The following is an 18,812-nucleotide window of genomic DNA, read 5'->3' on the forward strand; positions in this document are numbered from 1 at the left end:
TCAGGAGGCCGACTCACCGGTCTCGTCGAGCAGCTTCTTGTACCAGTCGCGCAGCTTGTCGCCGCCCCTGGTCTTCCAGTCCGAGACCTGCTGCTGCATGTCGCTGACCTTCTTGCGGCCGCGCACGATGTCCTTCTCCATAGCCTCGAACTGCGCGTTGAGCTCGGTGTACCGGGTGGGCTCCTGGATCTGCATCCCGTGGAACAGCGGCTTCTTCAGGTGCGCGCCCTGGCGCTGCTGCCACTCGATGACACCCTTGGCGACGTCCGGGTAGTCCGGGTAGGCGCGGTACGGCTTGGAGGTGGCGATGTACTCGTAGGTGGCGAAGACCTCGTTGTTGCCCTGCTCGTTCTTGACGAGGACGCCGTCCTTGAGGCTGTGGTGGGTGCCCTCCAGACCGTAGGCCCGCAGGCGCTGTTCCCTGCTCCCGTATGGCGCGGCGGTGAAGTTCGCCAGGGCGAGGAGGTCCTCGACGACCTTCTTGCCGGCCTTCTTGCTGACGAAGCACCAGATGTTGGAGGGAGGGGCCTCGTAGATGACGAGGTCACCGCCGTCGTGGGCGAAGAAGTCCATCGCCCCCATCCGGAAGTCCGGCTTGTCCAGCCGCTGCACGGCGGTCGCGGCGTACCAGTCGGAGATGTCCGCGTTGTACATCATGACGTTGCCCGAGGAGAAGGTGGTGCGCATGTCGCCCGTCTCCGCCTTGGCGTCCGGGTGCACGAAGCCGGCCGAGTACAGCGAGCGTGACCACTCCAGCGCCTCCAGGTACTCCTGGGTCTCGTAGCGGTTCACCAGCCTGCCGTCGACCAGTTGCCAGTAGTAGGGCTTCTCCGGCAGCACCCCGAAGAAGACGAACGCCGACCACGTCATGTCGCTGCACGCCCACACCTTGCTCCTGGGCGCGTTGATCTCCTTGCAGAGGTCGTAGAACTCCTTCGTGGTGGTCGGGACCTCGTAACCCTTCTCCTCGAAGAGGTCGGCGCGGTAGAAGGGGGTGATGTTGGGCGTGGCCTCGGCGGGCATGGGGATCCCGCGCAGTTGGCCGGCGAAGATGCCGCGCTGCCAGGCGCCGGTGGGAATGGCCGCCAGGTTGGGGTACGCCTTGACCTTGTCGCCCGACAGGTAGGGGCCCAGGTCGGCGAACTTGTTGGCGATGGCGCTCGGGATCTTGCCTCCGAGCTCCCAGCCCGGGACGACGACGGCGTCCGGGATGGAGCTGGAGGCGAGCACCGCGCCGAGCTTCTGCCCGTAGACGTTGCCGTCCTGGTTCTGCCACTTGACCTTGACGCCGGCCGCCGTGTCCATGGCTGTCCAGTAGGCGTTGCCCTCGCGGGGCGAGGTGCCCCAGAGCGGCGCCATGACGCTGATCTCGCCGCCCTTGCCCAGCTTCTGGGGCACCGACACCGCCAGCTCGGCGGCCGGGAGCGCCGTGGTGAAACCGTCGGCGGAGCCGTTCTTGCCGGGGATGTCAGGGGTGACGGCCTTCGAGGGCACATAGGCAGGAAGGATGTCCTTCAGCCTCTGCCCCGTGGTGGTGCCCTCGTTCTTCGCGCCACCGGCATCGCCGCCGCAGGCGGCGAGGAGCGGCATGCCGCCGCCCACGGCCGCCGCGACAACCACGGAGGAGGCGAGGAATCGTCTCCGGCTGGGAGCGGAGGGGGAGTTCGGCGTCATTGCGTCAACCCTTCGTGGTGCAACAGGACGGCCGGCGGCGGCGACTGCCGCTCGGCCCTGTCACTGAGGTAGGGGCGTTACCGGCCGAGCCGGCCGGAACTGAACCGGCTGAGCAGAAGCGGTCGACGGGCTGCTCGTCGAAGCGCTTCGATGTTGCAGCGAGGTTAAGTGAAGGGTGTCGGCCGCACAAGAGTTCGTTTCGATATTCCTCCGACCTGTTTCTGAACCCCTTCCCGGCGTTATGGCGCATCGATCTGCGCGGAAGAGCCTCTTCGAGGCAGCCGTGCCCTTGACACTCACGGGGTCGTCCGATGAGCATCGAAGCGCTTCGAACGATCATCTTCGCGCGCTGAGCGATGACTCGGCGCCCGCAGACCGGAATACCTCCCACCTCTTCAAGGGGACCCGCACGTGACGGACCATCCGCTTCCCTTCCGCGACCCGCAGCTGCCCTTCTCCCGGCGCACCGACGATCTGCTCGGACGGCTCACGCTCGACGAGCGGATCGCGATGCTGCACCAGTTCGCCCCGGCGGTGGAGCGTTTGGGGGTCGGCCCGTTCCGTACCGGACAGGAGGCCCTCCACGGGGTCGCCTGGATGGGACCCGCCACCGTCTTCCCGCAGGCCGTCGGCCTCGGCGCCACCTGGAACGACGACCTGGTCCGCCGGGTCGGGGAGGCGGTCGGCAACGAAGTGCGGGCCAAGCGTGCCAGGGACGACCGCGTCGGGCTCAATGTCTGGGCACCGACCGTGAACCTGCTCCGCCACCCGCTGTGGGGCCGCGGCGAGGAGGGGTACTCCGAGGACCCGGTTCTCACCTCCGCCATCGCCGTCGCGTACACCCGGGGACTGCGCGGGGACCATCCCCGCTTCTGGCGCACCGCCCCCGTGCTCAAACACTGGCTCGCGCACAACAACGAGACCGAACGCGACACCGCGTCCTCCTCGGTCCGCCCGCGCGTCCTGCACGAGTACGACCTGCGGGCCTTCCGTGACGCGGTGCGGGCGGGTGCGGTGGCCGGCGTCATGCCCGCCTACAACCTGGTCAACGGCCGCCCGAACCACGTCTCCCCGCTCCTGGGGCAGCACCTGCGCCGCTGGACCGACCAGCCGCTGGTCGTCTGCTCGGACGCGGGCGCCCCTTCGAACCTGGTCGACTCCGAGCACTACTTCGACACCCACGAGGAGGCCACCGCGGCCGCCCTGAAGGCGGGTGTCGACAGCTTCACCGACCACGGCGCGGATTCCACCGTCATGACGGGACGCATCCGTGACGCGCTCGCGAAGGGGCTCATCGACGAGAGCGACATCGACACGGCGGTCGGCCGTCTGCTCGCCATGCGCTTCGCGCTCGGGGAGTTCGACCCAGAGCTCGAGCCGTACGCGCAGGTCGACGCCCTGGACACCGAGGAGCACCGGGCTCTCGCCCTGGAAGCCGCCGAGCAGGCCGTGGTCCTGCTCAAGAACGACGGCCTGCTGCCCGTGGAGCCGAAGCCGGGCCGGACCGTCGCGGTCGTCGGACTGCTCGCGGACGCCTGCAAGCTCGACTGGTACAGCGGCACGCTCGTGCACCGCTCGACGCCGCTCGACGGAATCCGCGCACGGTACGGCGCCGAGAACGTCCTCTTCGCGGAGGGCGTGGACCGGGTCAGGCTGAAGAGCTCCGACGGCTGGCTCCACGTACCCGCCGCCGACGGGGCGACGGAAGGTGAGGCGCGCGGGGCGGAAGGTGCCCTCGACCCGGCCCTCCTCGCCGGCCGCACCGACCTGCCTCCGCTGACCTGCGGTGACGAGGCGACCGAGCTGGCCCTCGTCGACTGGGGGGACGGCGTCCTGACCCTGCGTACCGGGGAGGGGCTGTACCTTTCCGTCGCCGACGACGGGTACGTCAGGGCGTCCGCGGACGAGCCGGGTGGCTGGGTCGTCCAGGAGACGTTCCGCCTGGAAGCGGTGGAGGGAACCGACGACGGGCACCGCCTTCTGCACATCGGGACCGGTGGGTACGTGTCTGTCGCCGCCGACGGCGCGAAGGTCGCCGAGGCGGGCGAGAGGGTCTCCCGGGACGACGCCACGGTCTTCGAACGGGAGACCGTCGAGCACGGCGCCGACGCGGTGTCCCGCATCGCCGCGGCCGCCGACACCGTCGTCGTCGTGGCGGGCAACGACCCCCACATCAACGGTCGTGAGACCGAGGACCGTACGACCCTCGCCCTCCCCGCCCAGCAGGACCGGCTGTGGCGTGCCGCGCACGCCGCCAACCCCCGTACGGTCCTCGTCCTGACCTCCGCCTACCCCTACGCGGTCGGCGACGCGGTGGACGGACTGCCGGCCCTGCTCTGGACGGCGCACGGAGGGCAGGCCGCGGGCACCGCGCTCGCCCGCGTCCTCGCCGGCGACGTGTCCCCGGCGGGCCGGCTCCCGCAGACCTGGTACGCGAGCGACGACGATCTGCCCGGCCTGCTCGACTACGACGTCATCGGCTCCCGCCAGACGTACCTCTACTTCGACGGCACGCCCCTCTTCCCGTTCGGCCACGGCCTCGGTTACGCCGACTTCACGTACTCGGCCCTGCGCACGGAGGTGGACGGCGAGCGGCTGCGCGTGTCACTGACCGTCACCAACGACGGCGGGCTCGCCGCCGACGAGGTGGTGCAGCTCTACGTCCGCGCGGCCGGACCCGCCAAGACGGCCGAACCCGTCCGCGAGGGCCTGGGGCGCCGGCTCCCCGGCCGTGGAGATCCCCAGGACCTGCCGCGGCGCAAGCTGGTCGCCCACCGTCGGGTGCACCTTCCGTCCGGTGCGGCGGCGCGCATCCAATTCGATGTTCACCTTGAGGAGTTGGGGCACTGGAGTGTGGCGCACGGCCGGTGGACCGTCGAGCCGGGCGCCTACGAGGTCCTCGCGGGAGCGTCGAGCGCCGACATCCGGCTCATCGCGACAGCGGTCGTCGACGGAAAGGCACAGGGCCCCCGCCCGGTGGCGACGCGCGGTCTGGAGGCCGTCGACTACGACCGACAGAAGGACACGCAGATCCTCGACCGTACGAAGACGGAGGGTGACGTCGTGGCGCCCGCCTCCGCCGACCAGGAGGGGAGCCTCGTCTACCGGGCGTGCGACTTCGGTGAGGGGGTCTCCGGACTGAGGTTCCTGGCCTCGGGGGAGGGGCGCATCACCGTGAGCGTGGGCGGCCACAGCCTGGCGCTCCCGTTCCCGGACACCGGCGGACCGTACGAATACCACACTTTCGAGGCCGCGCTGGACCTCCGCGGGGTGCACGAGATGGGTATCGGCCTCAGGGGCGCCATGCGTCTCGCCCGCGTGGACGTCGTTCCCGCCAAGAAGGAGACCGCATGAAGTTCACCGACGGCTTCTGGCTCATGCGCGAGGGCGTCCGAGCCTCGTACGCGACCGAGATCCGTGATCTGCGCGTCGACGCCGACCGGTTCACCGCGTACGCCGCGGTGAAGCGTGTCGCGGCGCGCGGCGACACGCTCAACACCCCGCTGATCACCGTCGAGTGCTTCTCCCCGGCCGAGGGTGTCATCGGCGTCCGCACCACCCATCACGCGGGCAGGACCCGTCGGGGCCCGGACTTCACGATCCTGCCGGATGACACCACGGCGCCTGCGGCCCGCACCCGTCGGAACGGTACGGCGACGGAACTCACCAGCGGGTCACTGACGTTGCGGATGGACGGTGACGGCCCCTGGGGCATCGCCTTCCTCGATGCCGACGGCCGGCGCCTCACCGGGGTGGACCCGAAGGGCACGGCGTTCGCGACCGCGCCCGACGGCACGCACCACATGGTCGCCCAACTGGGCCTGGACGTCGGTGAGTACGTCTACGGACTCGGTGAGCGCTTCACCCCGTTCGTCAAGAACGGGCAGACCGTGGACATCTGGCAGGCCGACGGAGGCACCAGCAGCGAACTGGCCTACAAGAACATTCCGTTCTATCTGTCCTCGCGCGGCTACGGCGTCTTCGTCAACCACCCCGGCAAGGTCTCCTTCGAGGTCGGTTCGGAGTCGGTCGGGCAGGTGCAGTTCAGCGTCGAGGACCAGTCGCTGGAGTACTACATCGTCGCCGGCCCGACGCCGAAGGACGTCCTGTCCCGTTACACGGCCCTGACCGGCAGACCCGCGCTGCCGCCGGCCTGGTCCTTCGGCCTGTGGCTGACCACGTCCTTCTGCACGTCCTACGACGAGGAGACCGTCACCTCCTTCGTCGACGGCATGGCCGAGCGCGGGATCCCGCTCAGCGTCTTCCACTTCGACTGCTTCTGGATGCGCGAGTACCAGTGGTCGGACTTCCTGTGGGACCCGGAGGTCTTCCCCGACCCCGAGGCGATGCTGGCCCGCCTCAAGGAGCGGGGCCTGCGCATCAGCATGTGGATCAACCCCTACATCGCGCAGAAGTCGGCCCTGTTCGCGGAGGGCGCCGAACACGGTTACCTGGTGCGGCGCGCCAACGGCGACGTCTGGCAGTGGGACCTGTGGCAGCCGGGGATGGCGCTCGTCGACTTCACCAACCCGGCCGCCCGCGCCTGGTACGACGACAAGCTGCGTCTCCTGCTCGACCAGGGTGTCGACTGCTTCAAGACGGACTTCGGCGAGCGCATCCCCACGGACGTCGTCTGGCACGACGGCTCCGACCCGGAGCGGATGCACAACTACTACGCGCAGATCTACAACCGCACCGTCTTCGAACTTCTGGAGAAGGAGCGCGGAGCGGGGGAGGCAGTGCTCTTCGCCCGGTCGGCGACGGCAGGCGGACAGCAGTTCCCGGTGCACTGGGGCGGTGACTGCTTCGCCTCCTTCACCGCCATGGCCGAGTCCCTGCGCGGCGGCCTGTCGCTGAGCCTGTCCGGCTTCGGTTTCTGGAGCCACGACATCGGCGGCTTCGAGGGCACCCCCGACCCGGCGGTCTTCAAGCGCTGGCTGGCCTTCGGCCTGCTGTCCTCGCACAGCCGGCTCCATGGCAACGTCTCCTACCGGGTGCCGTGGGAGTTCGGCGAGGAAGCCGTCGACGTGGCACGGAAGTTCACCCTGCTCAAGCACCGGCTCATGCCCTATCTCTACGGAGTGGCCGCCGAGGCGCACCGTACGGGCATCCCGATGATGCGGCCCATGCTGGCGGAGTTCCCCGGTGACCCCGCCTCCCGCACCCTGGACCGGCAGTACATGCTCGGCCCGGACCTGCTGGTCGCGCCGGTCTTCACCGAGGACGGCGAGGTCGAGTACTACGTCCCCGAGGGCACCTGGACCTCACTGCTGACCGGCGAACGCGTCACCGGCCCCGCCTGGCGGCACGAGACGCACGGCTTCGACAGCCTGCCGCTGCTGGTCAGGGACAAAGCCGTACTGCCGTGGGGCGCCGACGACCAGCGCCCGGACGGGGACTGGCTGGACGACCTCACCCTGCGGGTCTTCGGCACCGGTACGGACGAGCGCACGGTCACCGTGCCGGACCTGACGGGCGCCCCGGCGGCGGAGTTCCGTGTCCTGCGGGACGGGGCGGGGGTCCGCGTCACGGCGGAGGGGACCGACCGGGTCTTCCGGGTGACCGTCGACGGATCCGGCGCGGAGGGGAAGGGGGCCGGGACGGTCGTCGTCGCCTGAGCTCCGCCCACCACTACGGCGGCCCGCTGGGCCCCGCCAGGGGCGCCCGACGGGCTGCCCGTTCCATGGGTCGGGAACGCCGCGTCGCCGGGAGCGCCTGCCATGCTCGCGTGTGCGCGTTCTCCACCGTGTGGTGGCGCGGTCCCAGCCGGCCGACCCTGTTGACGGCCCTGAACGAGTTCGCCTGCTCGACGGTTCCCGTGACCTCCGGAACACAGGCGTTCACCGCGACGGTGGACGCCGGGTGCCTGCCCGGCGGCACGTCCCGCTGTCCGTCCACCGCGGTCCTCGACCGGAACACCGGAGCCGACAGCATCATCAACGGCACCATCACCGTGACCCGCCCCGCCGGGCAGACGGTGGCCACGATGAACGGGACCGTCACATCCGGCCAGTTCTCCGGCTGCGCCGTGACCAACGTGGTCACCTCATCGATCCGTGGCAATTCCGTGGCCTTCGCGGGGGGCATGGGCGCCCATGTCGTTCCTCGGATCACGCGTGAACCGTGGGAACCAGGTCCGGCGGTGAATCACCGACGGGTAGTGAGACTGATGGGAGCCGCTCCGTCGCGGTTGCGTGCGCCGGGCTCCTCAGAGCGTTTGCCGGAGCCGCGCCAGTGACGACGTGGTGAGGACCTGGTCCGGATGCCCCTGCCCCGCGAGGCGGCCGTCCTGGAGCAGGAGACAGGTGTCCGCCGCGCGCGCCACCTCAAGGTCGTGGGTGGCCTGGACGATCGTCACCCCGTCGGCGACGAGCGCTCTCAGCAGCGCCCCGATCCGGTCCCTCGCCTCCGGATCCAGTCCAGTGGTCGGCTCGTCGAGGAGCAGGAGGTCCGACTGCTGGGCCAGCCCCTGGGCGATGAGCGCGCGTTGCCGCTGCCCGCCCGACAGTTCGCCCAGCTGGCGCGCGGCCAGGTCGCCGATGCCGAGCCGGTCGAGCATCGCGTCCACGGTCGCGTGGTCCCGTGCGGTCAGCCGACGCCATGGACCGCGCTCGCCCCAGCGTCCCATCTCCACGGTCTGCCTGACAGTGAGCGGAAGAGTGTCACCTACTGCTCCGCGCTGCGGCACGAAGGCGGGCGGCCGGTCACCGGTGCGGAGGAGGTCGCCGGATGTCGGCTTGATCACACCGGCGAGTACGCCGAGCAGGGTCGACTTGCCGCTGCCGTTTGGGCCGACGAGCACCGTCGTGGTCAACTCCGATATTTCTCCGCTGACTTGGTGGAGGACGGGGTGCCCCGGATAGCCGGCGCACAGCTCTGAGAATCGGAGGAATGCGCTCCGGTCGAGGGGGGCGGTGGCCGGGGGGTGCGGTTTGTTGAACATGGTTTTCATTGTAGTGTCCGGGGCATGGAATGGTTGACGATCCCGTTCGAGGTGACCTTCGTGCGGCGGGCCCTGTGGGGCGGCATGCTGGTGTCCGCTATCTGCGCACTGGCGGGCACCTGGGTGGTGCTGAGGGGGATGGCCTTCCTCGGTGACGCCATGTCCCACGGGCTGCTGCCGGGGGTCGCGGTCGCCGCGCTCCTCGGGGGCAATCTCATGGCGGGCGCCGTGGTCAGCGCCGCTGTCATGACGGCAGGCGTCACCGTGCTGGGCCGTACGCCCAGGCTGTCCCAGGACACCGGCATCGGACTGCTGTTCGTCGGCATGCTCTCGCTCGGCGTGATCATCGTGTCCCGCTCGCAGTCGTTCGCGGTCGACCTGACCGGGTTCCTCTTCGGGGACGTACTCGCGGTCAGGCAACAGGACCTCCTCGTGCTCGCGGCGGCGTTGTTCGCGGCGATGGCGGTGTCGATCCTCGGTCATCGCGCCTTCCTGGTCCTGGCGTTCGACTCGCGCAAGGCCCACACCCTGGGGCTGCGACCGCGCCTTGCCCACGCCGTGCTCCTCGGCCTGCTCGGCCTGGCGATCGTCGCCTCGTTCCACATCGTGGGAACGCTGCTCGTCCTCGGGCTGCTCATCGCACCGCCGGCGGCCGCTCTGCCCTGGGCTCGCACCGTGCGCGGAGTCATGGTGCTCGCCGCGCTGCTCGGCACCTTGGCCACGTTCGGGGGCCTGCTGCTGTCCTGGCACCTGAGCACCGCGGCCGGCGCGACTGTCGCGGCCCTCGCGGTGAGCCTGTTCTTCGTCTCCCACGTCCTGTCCGGCCTGCGTGACCGGCGTAAGCGGCAGGTCCACTCCACGGCACCCCTGCTCGAAGTCGACTGAAAGAAGCCGAGGCGATCATCATGACCGTCCGCAGAAACGTCACGCCGTGGGCATCGGCCGCACTGGTGCTCACCGCGCTGCTCACCACGAGTTGTGCGGAGGAGGACCCGGACGCCGGGCGATCCGAGGCGAATCCCCCGTCCGCCACTCCGCACGGCTACGTCGAGGGAGCGAAGGAAGCCGCCGAGCAGCAGTCCCGGCTCCTCCTGAACGACCCCGTCAGCGGGAACACCGGAGTCCTCGACCTCGTCACCGGCAAGGTGCACAGGACGGCCGAGGTGAAGGATGCCGTTCGGCTGGGCATGGACGGCAGGTTCGGCTACCTCCAGGCGCCCGACGGCACCCATGTGCTCGACAGCGGAGCGTGGATGGTGGACCACGGCGACCACGTCCACTACTACAGTGCGCCGACGCGGGACGTGGGTGAGATTCCTGCGGGCAGCCAAGCGCGGATACGCAGTGATGTCGCCGTCACCGCGGTGACCGACGAGAACGGCCGCACCGTCCTCTACGACCGCGGCAAGCTGGAGAAGGGGCGGATAGCGACTCCTCGGACGCTGCGCGGCACGTACGCCGGTGCGGTCGTGCCGTACGAGGAACACCTGCTCGCCTTCGCGAACAGGGGTGGCGCCATCAGACTCGTCGTCCTCGACCGCAAGGGCGAACGCGTGTCTTCCCCGGACGTGACGTGCGAAGCCCCCCGAGGAGACGCGGTCACCCGGCGCGGCGTGATTCTCGGCTGTGCCGACGGCGCCCTGCTCGTGCGTGCGCAGGACGGTGCCTTCACTGCCGAGAAGATCCCGTACGGAAAGCACGTCCCGGGACAGGAACGCGCCACCACCTTCCGTCATCGTCCCGGCAGCGACACCCTCACCGCCCAGGCCGGAGGCGACGCCGTCTGGGTTCTGGACGTCGCCGACCGGAGCTGGAAGCAGGTGGAGACCGGGCCCGTCGTCGCGGTCAACACGGCAGGCGAGGGCTCCCCGTTGCTCGTACTGGAGACCGACGGTTCCGTGCACGGCTATGACATCGCGACCGGAAAGCAGACCGCACGGACCAAGCCGCTGCTGACACCAGGGAAGCCGGACGGCTCCGACGGCAACGCCCCCGTCATCGAGGTCGACCGCAGCCGCGCCTACGTCAACGACCCCGAGGGCAAGAAGGTGTTCGAGATCGACTACAACGACGGCCTCCGCATCGCGCGCTCCTTCGACCTGGACGTCAAGCCGGTCCTCATGGTGGAGGCCGGTCGATGAGCCGAACCGCGGCGAAGCGTCGCGCGAGGGTGGGCACCGCTCGCTCCCGACACCTGATCGCGGGCCTCCTCGCCCTCGTGACAGCGATGACCGCCACCGCCTGCACCACCGACGACGACCGGCCCGACATCGTCGTCACGACCAACATCCTCGGCGACGTCACCCGCGAGATAGTCGGCGAGGAGGCCGACGTCACCGTCCTGATGAAGCCCAACGCCGACCCGCACTCCTTCGGACTGTCCGCGGTGCAGGCCGCCGAGCTGGAACAGGCCGATCTGGTCGTCTACAACGGCCTGGGCCTGGAGGAGAACGTCCTGCGGCACGTGGACGCCGCCCGCGAGTCCGGTGTCGCCACCTTCGCCGCCGGCGAGGCGGCCGACCCGCTCACCTTCCACGCCGCCGCCGGCGGCCCCGAGGGCCAGGAAGGAGAGCCCGACCCGCACTTCTGGACCGACCCCGATCGGATGCACAAGGTCACCGGCTTGATAGCCGACCAGGTCATCGAGCACGTCAACAGCGTGGACCCCGACACGATACGGGCCAACGCCGACCGCTACGCGAAGCAACTCACCGACCTCACCAGCTGGATGAAGAAGTCCTTCGGCCGAGTCCCCGCGGACCACCGGGCCCTGGTCACCAACCACCACGTCTTCGGCTACCTCGCCGACCGCTTCGGCTTCGAGGTGATCGGCGCGGTCATCCCCAGCGGTACCACCCTTGCCTCACCCAGTTCCTCGGACCTGCGCTCCCTCACCCAGGCGATGGAGGGAGCAGGCGTACGCACCGTCTTCGCCGACTCCTCCCAGCCCAAACGGCTCGCCGAGGTACTGCGGACAGAAATGAGCGGCGGGGTTCGCGTCGTCGAACTCCACTCGGAGTCCCTCACCGCCAAGGGCGCGGGCGCCGACACCTACCTGCGGATGATGCGCGCCAACACCACCGCCATGGTCACCGGCTTGACCAGCCCCTGACCACCAGATCCTGAACCTCCCGGTCCTCCCGGCACACCCGCCCATCGGGCGCCGGCTCGTCGTACCTCCATGCCGCCACCCCGCGGTGCAGAAAGGGACAAACCCATGAACAAGTCGATACGCGGCAGAGCCCTCACGGGTGCCGCACTCGCCCTGGCCACCGCCACGGTCCTGACCGCCTGTGGCGGCGAGACCCCCTCCTCCGCAGACACCAAGTCCGACAAAACAGCCGACGCCACGCCCGCGGTGGCGGTCAAGGAGCCGCTGGTCGCCACCTTCGACGGCGGCCTCTACATCCTCGACGGCGAGAGCCTGAAGCTTGCCGAGACCATCGACCTGCCCGGCTTCAACCGGGTCAACCCCGCAGGCGACAAGGACCATGTCATGGTCTCCACCGACAGCGGATTCCGCGTCCTGAACGCTGCCGACCAGGACCTCACCGACATCGAGTACAAGGGCGCCAAGCCGGGCCACGTAGTCCGTCACGCCGCGAGGACCGTGCTCTTCACCGACGGCACCGGAGAGGTCAACGTCTTCGACCCCACCGCACTGAGCAGCGGAAAGAAGCCGTCAGGACGCACGTACACCTCCGCCGAGGCGCACCACGGCGTTGCCATCGAGCTGGCCGACGGCAAACTCGTGAGCACCCTGGGCACCGAGGAGAAGCGCACCGGCGCCCTGGTGCTGGACCGGAACAACAAGGAGATCGCGCGCAGCGAGGACTGCCCCGGTGTCCACGGCGAGGCCGCCGCGAAGAACGAAGCCGTCGGTGTCGGCTGCGAGGATGGCATCCTGATCTACAAGGACGGCAAGTTCACCAAGATCGCCTCGCCCGACGACTACGGCCGCATCGGCAACCAGGCCGGCAGCGACGCCTCGCCCGTTCTGCTGGGCGACTACAAGACCGACCCCGACGCCGAGCTGGAACGCCCCACCCGGGTCTCCCTCATCGACACCGAGAAGAAGAAGCTGCGCCTGGTCGAACTCGGCACCAGCTACTCCTTCCGCTCACTGGCCCGCGGCCCGCACGGCGAGGCCCTGGTCCTCGGCACCGACGGCGCCATCCACGTCATCGACCCGGACACCGGCAAAATCGAGAAGAAGATCCCCGTCGTGGGCGACTGGCAGGAGCCGCTGGACTGGCAGCAGGCCCGGCCCACCCTGTTCGTGCGCGGACACGTCGCCTACGTCTCCGAGCCCGGCAAGAAGGCGCTGCACGCCATCGACGTGGAGACGGGGAAGAGGCTCACCTCCGTCACCCTGCCGAAGAGGACCAACGAGCTGTCGGGCGTCGTCGCCGGACACTGACCAACCTGAGCGCGCCTGTGCCCTCGCCGCCATGGCTCGACGCCGCGGCGTCGAGGGCACACGCATCCATGGCAGCGCGCTCGACCGCGACCTCAGTACCCTCTCCCTGAGCAGCGGCCTGCGTTCCTGGAACCGGACCTACGAGGCTTAGGAGCGGTTGTACCTGGAAACGACTACTCCCGAGCGACCGCCACTTCGGCAGTCGGCCGACACCGGGAGAGGCCTTACGTGGACGCGCCCTTATACCTGAGGCCCAGGGTGGAGCCGCCGCTCGATGCACTGCTGACGGACCGGAACTTCCTGCACTCGCTCGTCGACGCGCTGGGTTCGCCGCTCAACGTGCTGCTCCCCGGGGCCGTGGCCGAGAACGCCGCCCGCTTCCGCGCCGTCTACGACCGTCACCATCTCACCGGACGCGTGTACTTCGCGCACAAGGCGAATCGTTCCAGCGCCCTGCTGCGGCGGCTGGCGGCGGAGGACCCGGCCGTCGTCGGCGTCGACGTCGCATCCGTGGAGGAGCTCAGGCACGCGCTGGGGTGCGGATTCACCGGCAACCGCATCATGGCCACCGGCCCCAAGGACGCCGCGTTCCTCTGGCTGGCCGCCCGAGTCGGAGCGACCGTCAATCTGGACTCGCCCGGCGAGCTGGAACGGCTCTCCGGCCTGGTGCGCGCGCACGGGCTCGGCCGGGTCGCCGTGCTGGTACGCCTGTCAGGTTTCGAGTACGCCTCCGGCCGCGGGGGAGCGGGCACCCGACTGCTCTCCCGGCGTAGCCGGTTCGGCACTCCGGTACGGGACACGGAGGCGCTGCTGTCGGCGCTCGAACGCAACGCGGAGACGCTGGAGTTCGTCGGCGCCGCATATCACCTCGACACCATCGGCTTGGAGGAGAAGGTGTGGGCGCTGGAGCAGTGCGTGCTGTTCATGGACGCATGCCGGGCACGGGGGCTCTCGCCGCGCGCTCTCGACATCGGGGGTGGATTCGGCGTCGGCTACGTCGCCGAAGCGGAGGAGTGGGACCGGTGGACCACCGCGCTGACCGAGGCGGTGCTCGGTGTCCGCCCGCCATTGACCTGGCGCGGTCACGGATACGGGCTGCGCAACGAGGGCGGTACGGTGCGCGGTGCCGCCGCGCTGTACCCCGCGCACCGCCCCACCGCGGGCCCCGGCTACCTCGACGAGCTGCTCTCTCTGCCCGCGCCGGTGCTGGGCCGCCCGCCCGCCACCCTCCTGCTGGAGCACCTCCACGACCTGCACATCGAACCGGGGCGCTCGCTCGTCGACCAGTGCGGACTGTCGCTCGCGCGCGTGCTGGACGTACGCCCCGCGGACACGGGCTCCGGGCAGTACCTGGTGCACCTCGCCGTGAACGCGGGTGACATGAGCCTGGAGGAGCACGGCGTCCTGGTGGACCCCGTCCTGCTGCCGCGGGGTGGCACCACCGCAGCCGATGACGGGGAGCCGGTCGGTGTCTATCTGACGGGCAACCTCTGCCTGGAAGGTGACCTCATCACGCGCCGTCTGGTCTACCTGCCGCGGCTGCCGGCGGCGGGGGACCTGCTGGCTTTTGTCAACACCGCCGGGTACGCGATGGACTTCCACGCCCACCGCGCGCAGCGGCAGCCGGTCGCGCGGACGGTCGCGGTGGAGCGACGGGGCGAATCCTGGAACTGGTGCCCGGACGAGGACTACTGGCCGATCACACCCGTGGGGGAGCAGCCGGATGAGGTATGACAGCATCACCGAGGCCATAGGCAACACGCCTCTGGTGCGCATAGATCCCACCGTGCACGGACTGCGCAACATCGACCTCTACGCCAAGCTGGAGATGCTCAACCCGTTCGGGTCTGTCAAGGACCGGCCCGCCTGGCACATGGCCCGACCCCACCTGGAGGCTGCCACCGACGGCGAGGGGACGGTGGCGGAGCTTTCCAGTGGCAACACGGCCAAGGCGCTGGCTCTGCTGGCAGGTATGCACGGCGTGAGGTTCAAGAGCGTCACCAACCGCATGCGCGTACCCGAGATCAAGGAACTCCTGCTGCTCATCGGCGCCGAGATCGAGGAACTTCCCGGGCGCAGCGAGTGCCTCGACCCGACCGACACGGACGACCCGCTGACACACTTCCACCGGGCGCTCTCCGACCCGGGGAGCACGTATCTGCACACCGATCAGTACTTCAACCCCCGCAACGTGGAGGCCCACGCGGAGGGCACCGGCCCCGAGATCGTGAAGGATCTGGACGGCCGGGCGCCGGACTGGTTCATCGCCTGCGTGGGGACGGCCGGTTCGTCGACCGGTGTCGCCAGGGTCCTGCGCGAGCATGACCCGCGCGTGCGGGTCCTCGGCCTGGTCGCCCAGAAATCGGACTTCATACCGGGCATCCGCACCATCGACGAGGTCCACCAGGTCGGCCTGTTCGACCCGGCGACGTACGACACCATCGAGTCGGTCACCTCGGACGAGGCCATCGACGGAATGATCACCCTGATCCGCCGCTGCGGACTGCTGAGCGGACCGACCGGCGGTGCCGCCTACCAAGGGTCGGTTCGGCAACTGCGCTACGCCGACGAGGAGCTGGAAGGGACGGGGCAGCGTCGTACGGCGGTGTTCATCGTGTGCGACCGGGCCGAGAGCTATCTCAGCTATGTGCGTCAGCGGCGCCCGGAGCTCTTGGGCCGAACGGGCCGTGGGCGGTCCGCGGCGGCCGTCACCGACGCCGAGGCCCGCGCGGAAGCTCGCGTCATCGAAGTGGACGACGCCCGGCGGTGGTCCGCGGAGGGCGATCCTCGCCCACTCGTCGTCGACCTGCGCAGCCCGCACGCCTACGCCGCCCTGCACATCGAAGGCTCGGTCAACATCGTCGACGAGGTGTTCGAGGACCTGCTCCGCGGCGGGCTTCCCTTCAGCAAGCGCACTCCCGTACTGCTTGCCTGTCCCGTCGGCGAGAAATCACTGCGTTACGCTGCCGCACTGTCCCGGATGGGCCACCCGGACGTCCGCAGTCTGGCCGGCGGGATCGTCGCCTGGCGGGACGCCGGCGCACCGCTGGTGCGCGAATGAGCCCGGCGGACCCGCCTCCTTCCCCCGAGCCTGAGAACCCTCTCTGGCAGCAGGAAGCGAGGGAACAGTTCCCCATCATCACGGCGCACCCGGAGCTGGCCTATCTCGACAGCGCCGCCACGTCCCAGAAGCCACGTGCCGTGCTGGAGGCCGTTCAGACCTACCTCATGACGTCGAACGCCAACGCCGGCCGCGGCACCTACCCCTGGGCCAACCGGACGACCGAACTGGTGGAGGCGACCCGTGAGCGAGTCAAGGAGTTCCTCCACGACCCCGAACCGGTCCGCTCCGGCGTCCACTTCACCAGTGGCACCACCGAGGGCCTGCGTACCGTCGCCCGCGACTGGCTCGTGCCGTACCTCAGCGACGGGGACGAGATCCTCGTGCCGTACGCCGACCACCGGGCCCATCTGGACCCCTGGATCGAGGCCCGGCGGCTGCTGGCCGAGCGCGGCGTCCAGGTCCGCGTGCAGGCGCTGCCGTACCAAGCGGGCTCCGGAGACTACGACCATCTGGCCCTGGCCCGGGCCGTGGGCCCGCGGACCCGCTTCGTGGCCGCCACCCACGTCCACCACGTCTACGGCGGGGACATGAACGTGCACCGTATCCGTGAAGCGGTCGGCCCGGAGGTGGCCATCTGCCTGGACGCGGCGCAGAGCGTCGGCCACCTGCCCGTCCACCTCGACGACCCGTCCCTCGATGTGGACTTCGTGGTCTTCTCAGGGCACAAGGCGATGGCTCTGCCAGGCTCAGGAGCGATCTGGGCGCGCAATGTGCGGGGGCCGGCGTTCCGGCCGGAGGGCTGGCAGGGCACGCCCAACACGGCCGGCATCGTTTCGCTGCGGGCCGCCCTGGACTGGCTCGACACGATCGGACCGGAGCGCGTCGCGCACTGGACGACGACGCTCACCACTCGGTTCACGGACCGGCTCGCGCGTCTGGGGCCGTACGAGATCGTCGGCTGTCAGGCGAGTCTGTCCGCCGACTCCGCCCTGTCCGTCGAGCAGCGCCGACGGGGCATCATCACCTTCCGGCATCGCGACATCCCCTCGGATGATCTCGGGTTCATTCTCTTCAGCCACGGCTTCATGGTGCGGGCCGACAACCTGTGCCAGGCCGGCTCCGATGCTCGGGACGCTTCGGTGCGCGTGAGCCTGCACGTGTACAACACGGTGGAGGAGATCGACCGGTTGCTGGCCGTCCTCGCGTCGTTGGCATGAATGGCAATTGATAATCGTTACCATCTGTGGATTCGTCGGTGCCCCCGCACGGACGAGCGACAGACGAGGTGACGCAAGCTATGGGTGTGAGCATGGCGACGGCCAGGACCTGGGTCGAGCGCTGGGAACGCCAGCAGGAGCGGTACGCGGTGGACCGCGAGGAGCGGTTCACCGTGATCGCCGATGTCGTCGAACACGCCGTCGTCGGCCGCGCCGGCCCCCTGCTGCTGGACCTCGGGTGCGGCCCCGGCTCGCTGGCCGCCAGGCTCGCCGACCGCTTCCCGCACGCCGAGATCGTGGCCGCCGACATGGACCCCGTGCTGCTGGAACTGGGACGTACCCACCATGCCGACGCCGCCCGCTATGTCGACACCGTCATCGGCGCGGACGGCTGGATCGATGCCCTCCAGCTGGAGCGCCCGCTGGACGCCGCAGTCTCGACGACCGCTCTGCACTACCTGACCGAGCCGGTGCTGCTGCGCACCTACCGTGCCCTCGCGTCCCTGCTGCGCCCCGGCGGCGTTTTGGTCAACGGGGACCACTTCCCGCCGGATGCGGCGGCCTGCTCGGAGCTCACTGCCCATGTGAGCCGTCGCAGGTCCGAGCGCTTGGGCGGCCACGCGTGCGAGGACTGGCGGTCCTGGTGGGACGCCGCGGCCCGGGACCCCGAACTGGCAGACTTCCTCGATGAACGCCGGCGGCGCCATGCCCTCCATGGCGGCAGCGGCGGCGACGGGCAGATCACGGTGGGCCGACACGCCGCACTGCTGCGTCGGGCCGGCTTCGCCCACGTCGCGCCGGTCTGGCAGTTCGGAGACAGCGCCGTACTGGTGGCGGTCATGGGGGGCGCGGATGGGCTTTCCGCTTCCGCCGGAACCCGAGGTCGGTGAGCGGTTCGCCCGACGCCTGCGAAATCAGAAATCGCCGAAGCTCTCACAGGGCCAGACTCATCAGGATCTCGTCGCGGTCGTCGCCGGGGGACACGCGCAGTGCGCCCGGCCACCGGCCGACCTCCTCCCAGCCCGCCTTGCGGTAGAACTCCTCCAGCCCCAGACCGGACCGTACGGCGAGTCGCAGCCGCTCCAGCCCCATCTCGTCGCGCGCGACACCCTGGGCGTGCCGCATCATCGCGGCGCCCACGCCCCTGCCGCGGAAGTGCACGTGTGTCTGGACGTGGTTCAGCACGCCGCAGTGCGCCGCGAGGGGATGCGCCTCGCGGCGCAGCAGCAGCCAGCCCGCGAGTGCGCCGTCCACCGTTGCCATGAGGAGTCTGCTGTGGTCGGGGGACAGTTCACGAGTGATTCGCTCGACCGCCGGGCGGAGCGCGGCCTGGGCCACCGGCGGAAGCGGGCAGCCCATCGGGACGACGGCCCCTCCTGCGTTGACGACCGCCGTCCAGCATGCGGCGAGGTTCCGCCGGACGGCTTCGGTGGCGTCATGGGGTCGGCTGAGTTGTGCGATCACGGTTCTGGGTACCGTCTCGGACGCTGTCAC

14 protein-coding genes are annotated in these 18,812 nt (G+C 69.8%); 10 read left to right on the forward strand and 4 right to left on the reverse strand.

Going from position 1 to position 18,812, the window contains the following annotated elements; translation table 11 throughout:
- Positions 1–1,674 carry an extracellular solute-binding protein gene (locus ACIRJT_RS19725; RefSeq protein WP_403910841.1) on the reverse strand — a complete coding sequence of 558 codons (1,674 nt, stop codon included), beginning with the start codon at positions 1,672–1,674 and terminating at the stop codon, positions 1–3.
- Positions 1,675–2,085: 411 nt separating this feature from the next.
- On the opposite strand from ACIRJT_RS19725, the gene ACIRJT_RS19730 reads away from it, so the two are divergent.
- Complete coding sequence (locus ACIRJT_RS19730; protein ID WP_403910843.1) at positions 2,086–5,028, forward strand: beta-glucosidase; 2,943 nt, start codon at positions 2,086–2,088, stop codon at positions 5,026–5,028.
- Positions 5,025–7,292 (forward strand): alpha-xylosidase, encoded by a 2,268-nt coding sequence (yicI, locus tag ACIRJT_RS19735; protein ID WP_403910845.1) that lies wholly within the window; start codon positions 5,025–5,027, stop codon positions 7,290–7,292. Before ACIRJT_RS19730 ends, yicI begins: the two co-directional genes overlap by 4 nt.
- A 13-nt stretch (positions 7,293–7,305) precedes the next feature.
- Here yicI and ACIRJT_RS19740 read toward each other — a convergent pair whose 3' ends face one another.
- Both ACIRJT_RS19740 and aztA read right to left on the reverse strand, forming a co-directional pair.
- Positions 7,306–7,719, reverse strand: coding sequence for a hypothetical protein (locus tag ACIRJT_RS19740; protein WP_403910847.1), 414 nt, complete (start codon positions 7,717–7,719; stop codon positions 7,306–7,308).
- Positions 7,720–7,882: 163 nt separating this feature from the next.
- Positions 7,883–8,626, reverse strand: a complete 744-nt coding sequence (aztA, locus tag ACIRJT_RS19745) for a zinc ABC transporter ATP-binding protein AztA (RefSeq protein WP_403910849.1) — start codon at positions 8,624–8,626, stop codon at positions 7,883–7,885.
- A 15-nt stretch (positions 8,627–8,641) separates the two neighbouring features.
- Here aztA and aztB point away from each other — a divergent pair, with 15 nt between their 5' ends.
- The 8 genes from aztB to ACIRJT_RS19785 all read left to right on the forward strand — a co-directional run bounded on the left by aztB (position 8,642) and on the right by ACIRJT_RS19785 (position 18,208).
- A complete protein-coding gene (aztB, locus tag ACIRJT_RS19750; protein ID WP_403910851.1) occupies positions 8,642–9,502 on the forward strand; it encodes a zinc ABC transporter permease AztB in 861 nt (286 codons plus the stop codon).
- Positions 9,503–9,522: 20 nt separating this feature from the next.
- Complete coding sequence (locus ACIRJT_RS19755; RefSeq protein ID WP_403910852.1) at positions 9,523–10,758, forward strand: hypothetical protein; 1,236 nt, start codon at positions 9,523–9,525, stop codon at positions 10,756–10,758.
- On the forward strand, positions 10,755–11,729 hold the full coding sequence (gene aztC / locus ACIRJT_RS19760; RefSeq protein ID WP_403910854.1) for a zinc ABC transporter substrate-binding protein AztC: 975 nt from the start codon (positions 10,755–10,757) through the stop codon (positions 11,727–11,729). Before ACIRJT_RS19755 ends, aztC begins: the two co-directional genes overlap by 4 nt.
- A gap of 105 nt (positions 11,730–11,834) precedes the next feature.
- On the forward strand, positions 11,835–13,037 hold the full coding sequence (gene aztD, locus ACIRJT_RS19765) for a zinc metallochaperone AztD (RefSeq protein WP_403910856.1): 1,203 nt from the start codon (positions 11,835–11,837) through the stop codon (positions 13,035–13,037).
- Positions 13,038–13,265: 228 nt separating this feature from the next.
- A complete protein-coding gene (locus ACIRJT_RS19770) occupies positions 13,266–14,771 on the forward strand; it encodes a Y4yA family PLP-dependent enzyme (protein WP_403910858.1) in 1,506 nt (501 codons plus the stop codon).
- Complete coding sequence (locus ACIRJT_RS19775; protein WP_403910860.1) at positions 14,761–16,098, forward strand: pyridoxal-phosphate dependent enzyme; 1,338 nt, start codon at positions 14,761–14,763, stop codon at positions 16,096–16,098. The genes ACIRJT_RS19770 and ACIRJT_RS19775 overlap by 11 nt, the downstream gene beginning before the upstream one ends.
- On the forward strand, positions 16,095–17,318 hold the full coding sequence (locus ACIRJT_RS19780; protein ID WP_403910861.1) for an aminotransferase class V-fold PLP-dependent enzyme: 1,224 nt from the start codon (positions 16,095–16,097) through the stop codon (positions 17,316–17,318). The genes ACIRJT_RS19775 and ACIRJT_RS19780 overlap by 4 nt, the downstream gene beginning before the upstream one ends.
- 80 nt (positions 17,319–17,398) lie before the next feature.
- A complete protein-coding gene (locus tag ACIRJT_RS19785) occupies positions 17,399–18,208 on the forward strand; it encodes a class I SAM-dependent methyltransferase (protein WP_403910862.1) in 810 nt (269 codons plus the stop codon).
- Between the two features lie 43 nt (positions 18,209–18,251).
- Here the strand turns inward: ACIRJT_RS19785 and ACIRJT_RS19790 are convergent, their stop codons facing one another.
- Positions 18,252–18,782: a GNAT family N-acetyltransferase gene (locus ACIRJT_RS19790; RefSeq protein WP_403910864.1), complete on the reverse strand. Its 531-nt coding sequence runs from the start codon at positions 18,780–18,782 to the stop codon at positions 18,252–18,254.
- Positions 18,783–18,812 lie beyond the last annotated feature (30 nt).

Origin of the sequence: Streptomyces sp. NPDC102283 (genome assembly GCF_044766265.1) — a bacterium.
GTDB lineage: Bacteria > Actinomycetota > Actinomycetes > Streptomycetales > Streptomycetaceae > Streptomyces.

Bases quoted from the DNA above. Each gene is read 5' to 3' on its own strand.
- ACIRJT_RS19725 (WP_403910841.1), bottom strand. From the start codon at position 1,674: ATGACGCCGAACTCCCCCTCCGCTCCCAGCCGGAGACGATTCCTCGCC.
- yicI (WP_403910845.1), top strand. From the start codon at position 5,025: ATGAAGTTCACCGACGGCTTCTGGCTCATGCGCGAGGGCGTCCGAGCC.
- aztA (WP_403910849.1), bottom strand. From the start codon at position 8,626: ATGAAAACCATGTTCAACAAACCGCACCCCCCGGCCACCGCCCCCCTC.
- aztB (WP_403910851.1), top strand. From the start codon at position 8,642: ATGGAATGGTTGACGATCCCGTTCGAGGTGACCTTCGTGCGGCGGGCC.
- ACIRJT_RS19755 (WP_403910852.1), top strand. From the start codon at position 9,523: ATGACCGTCCGCAGAAACGTCACGCCGTGGGCATCGGCCGCACTGGTG.
- aztC (WP_403910854.1), top strand. From the start codon at position 10,755: ATGAGCCGAACCGCGGCGAAGCGTCGCGCGAGGGTGGGCACCGCTCGC.
- aztD (WP_403910856.1), top strand. From the start codon at position 11,835: ATGAACAAGTCGATACGCGGCAGAGCCCTCACGGGTGCCGCACTCGCC.
- ACIRJT_RS19775 (WP_403910860.1), top strand. From the start codon at position 14,761: ATGAGGTATGACAGCATCACCGAGGCCATAGGCAACACGCCTCTGGTG.
- ACIRJT_RS19780 (WP_403910861.1), top strand. From the start codon at position 16,095: ATGAGCCCGGCGGACCCGCCTCCTTCCCCCGAGCCTGAGAACCCTCTC.
- ACIRJT_RS19785 (WP_403910862.1), top strand. From the start codon at position 17,399: ATGGGTGTGAGCATGGCGACGGCCAGGACCTGGGTCGAGCGCTGGGAA.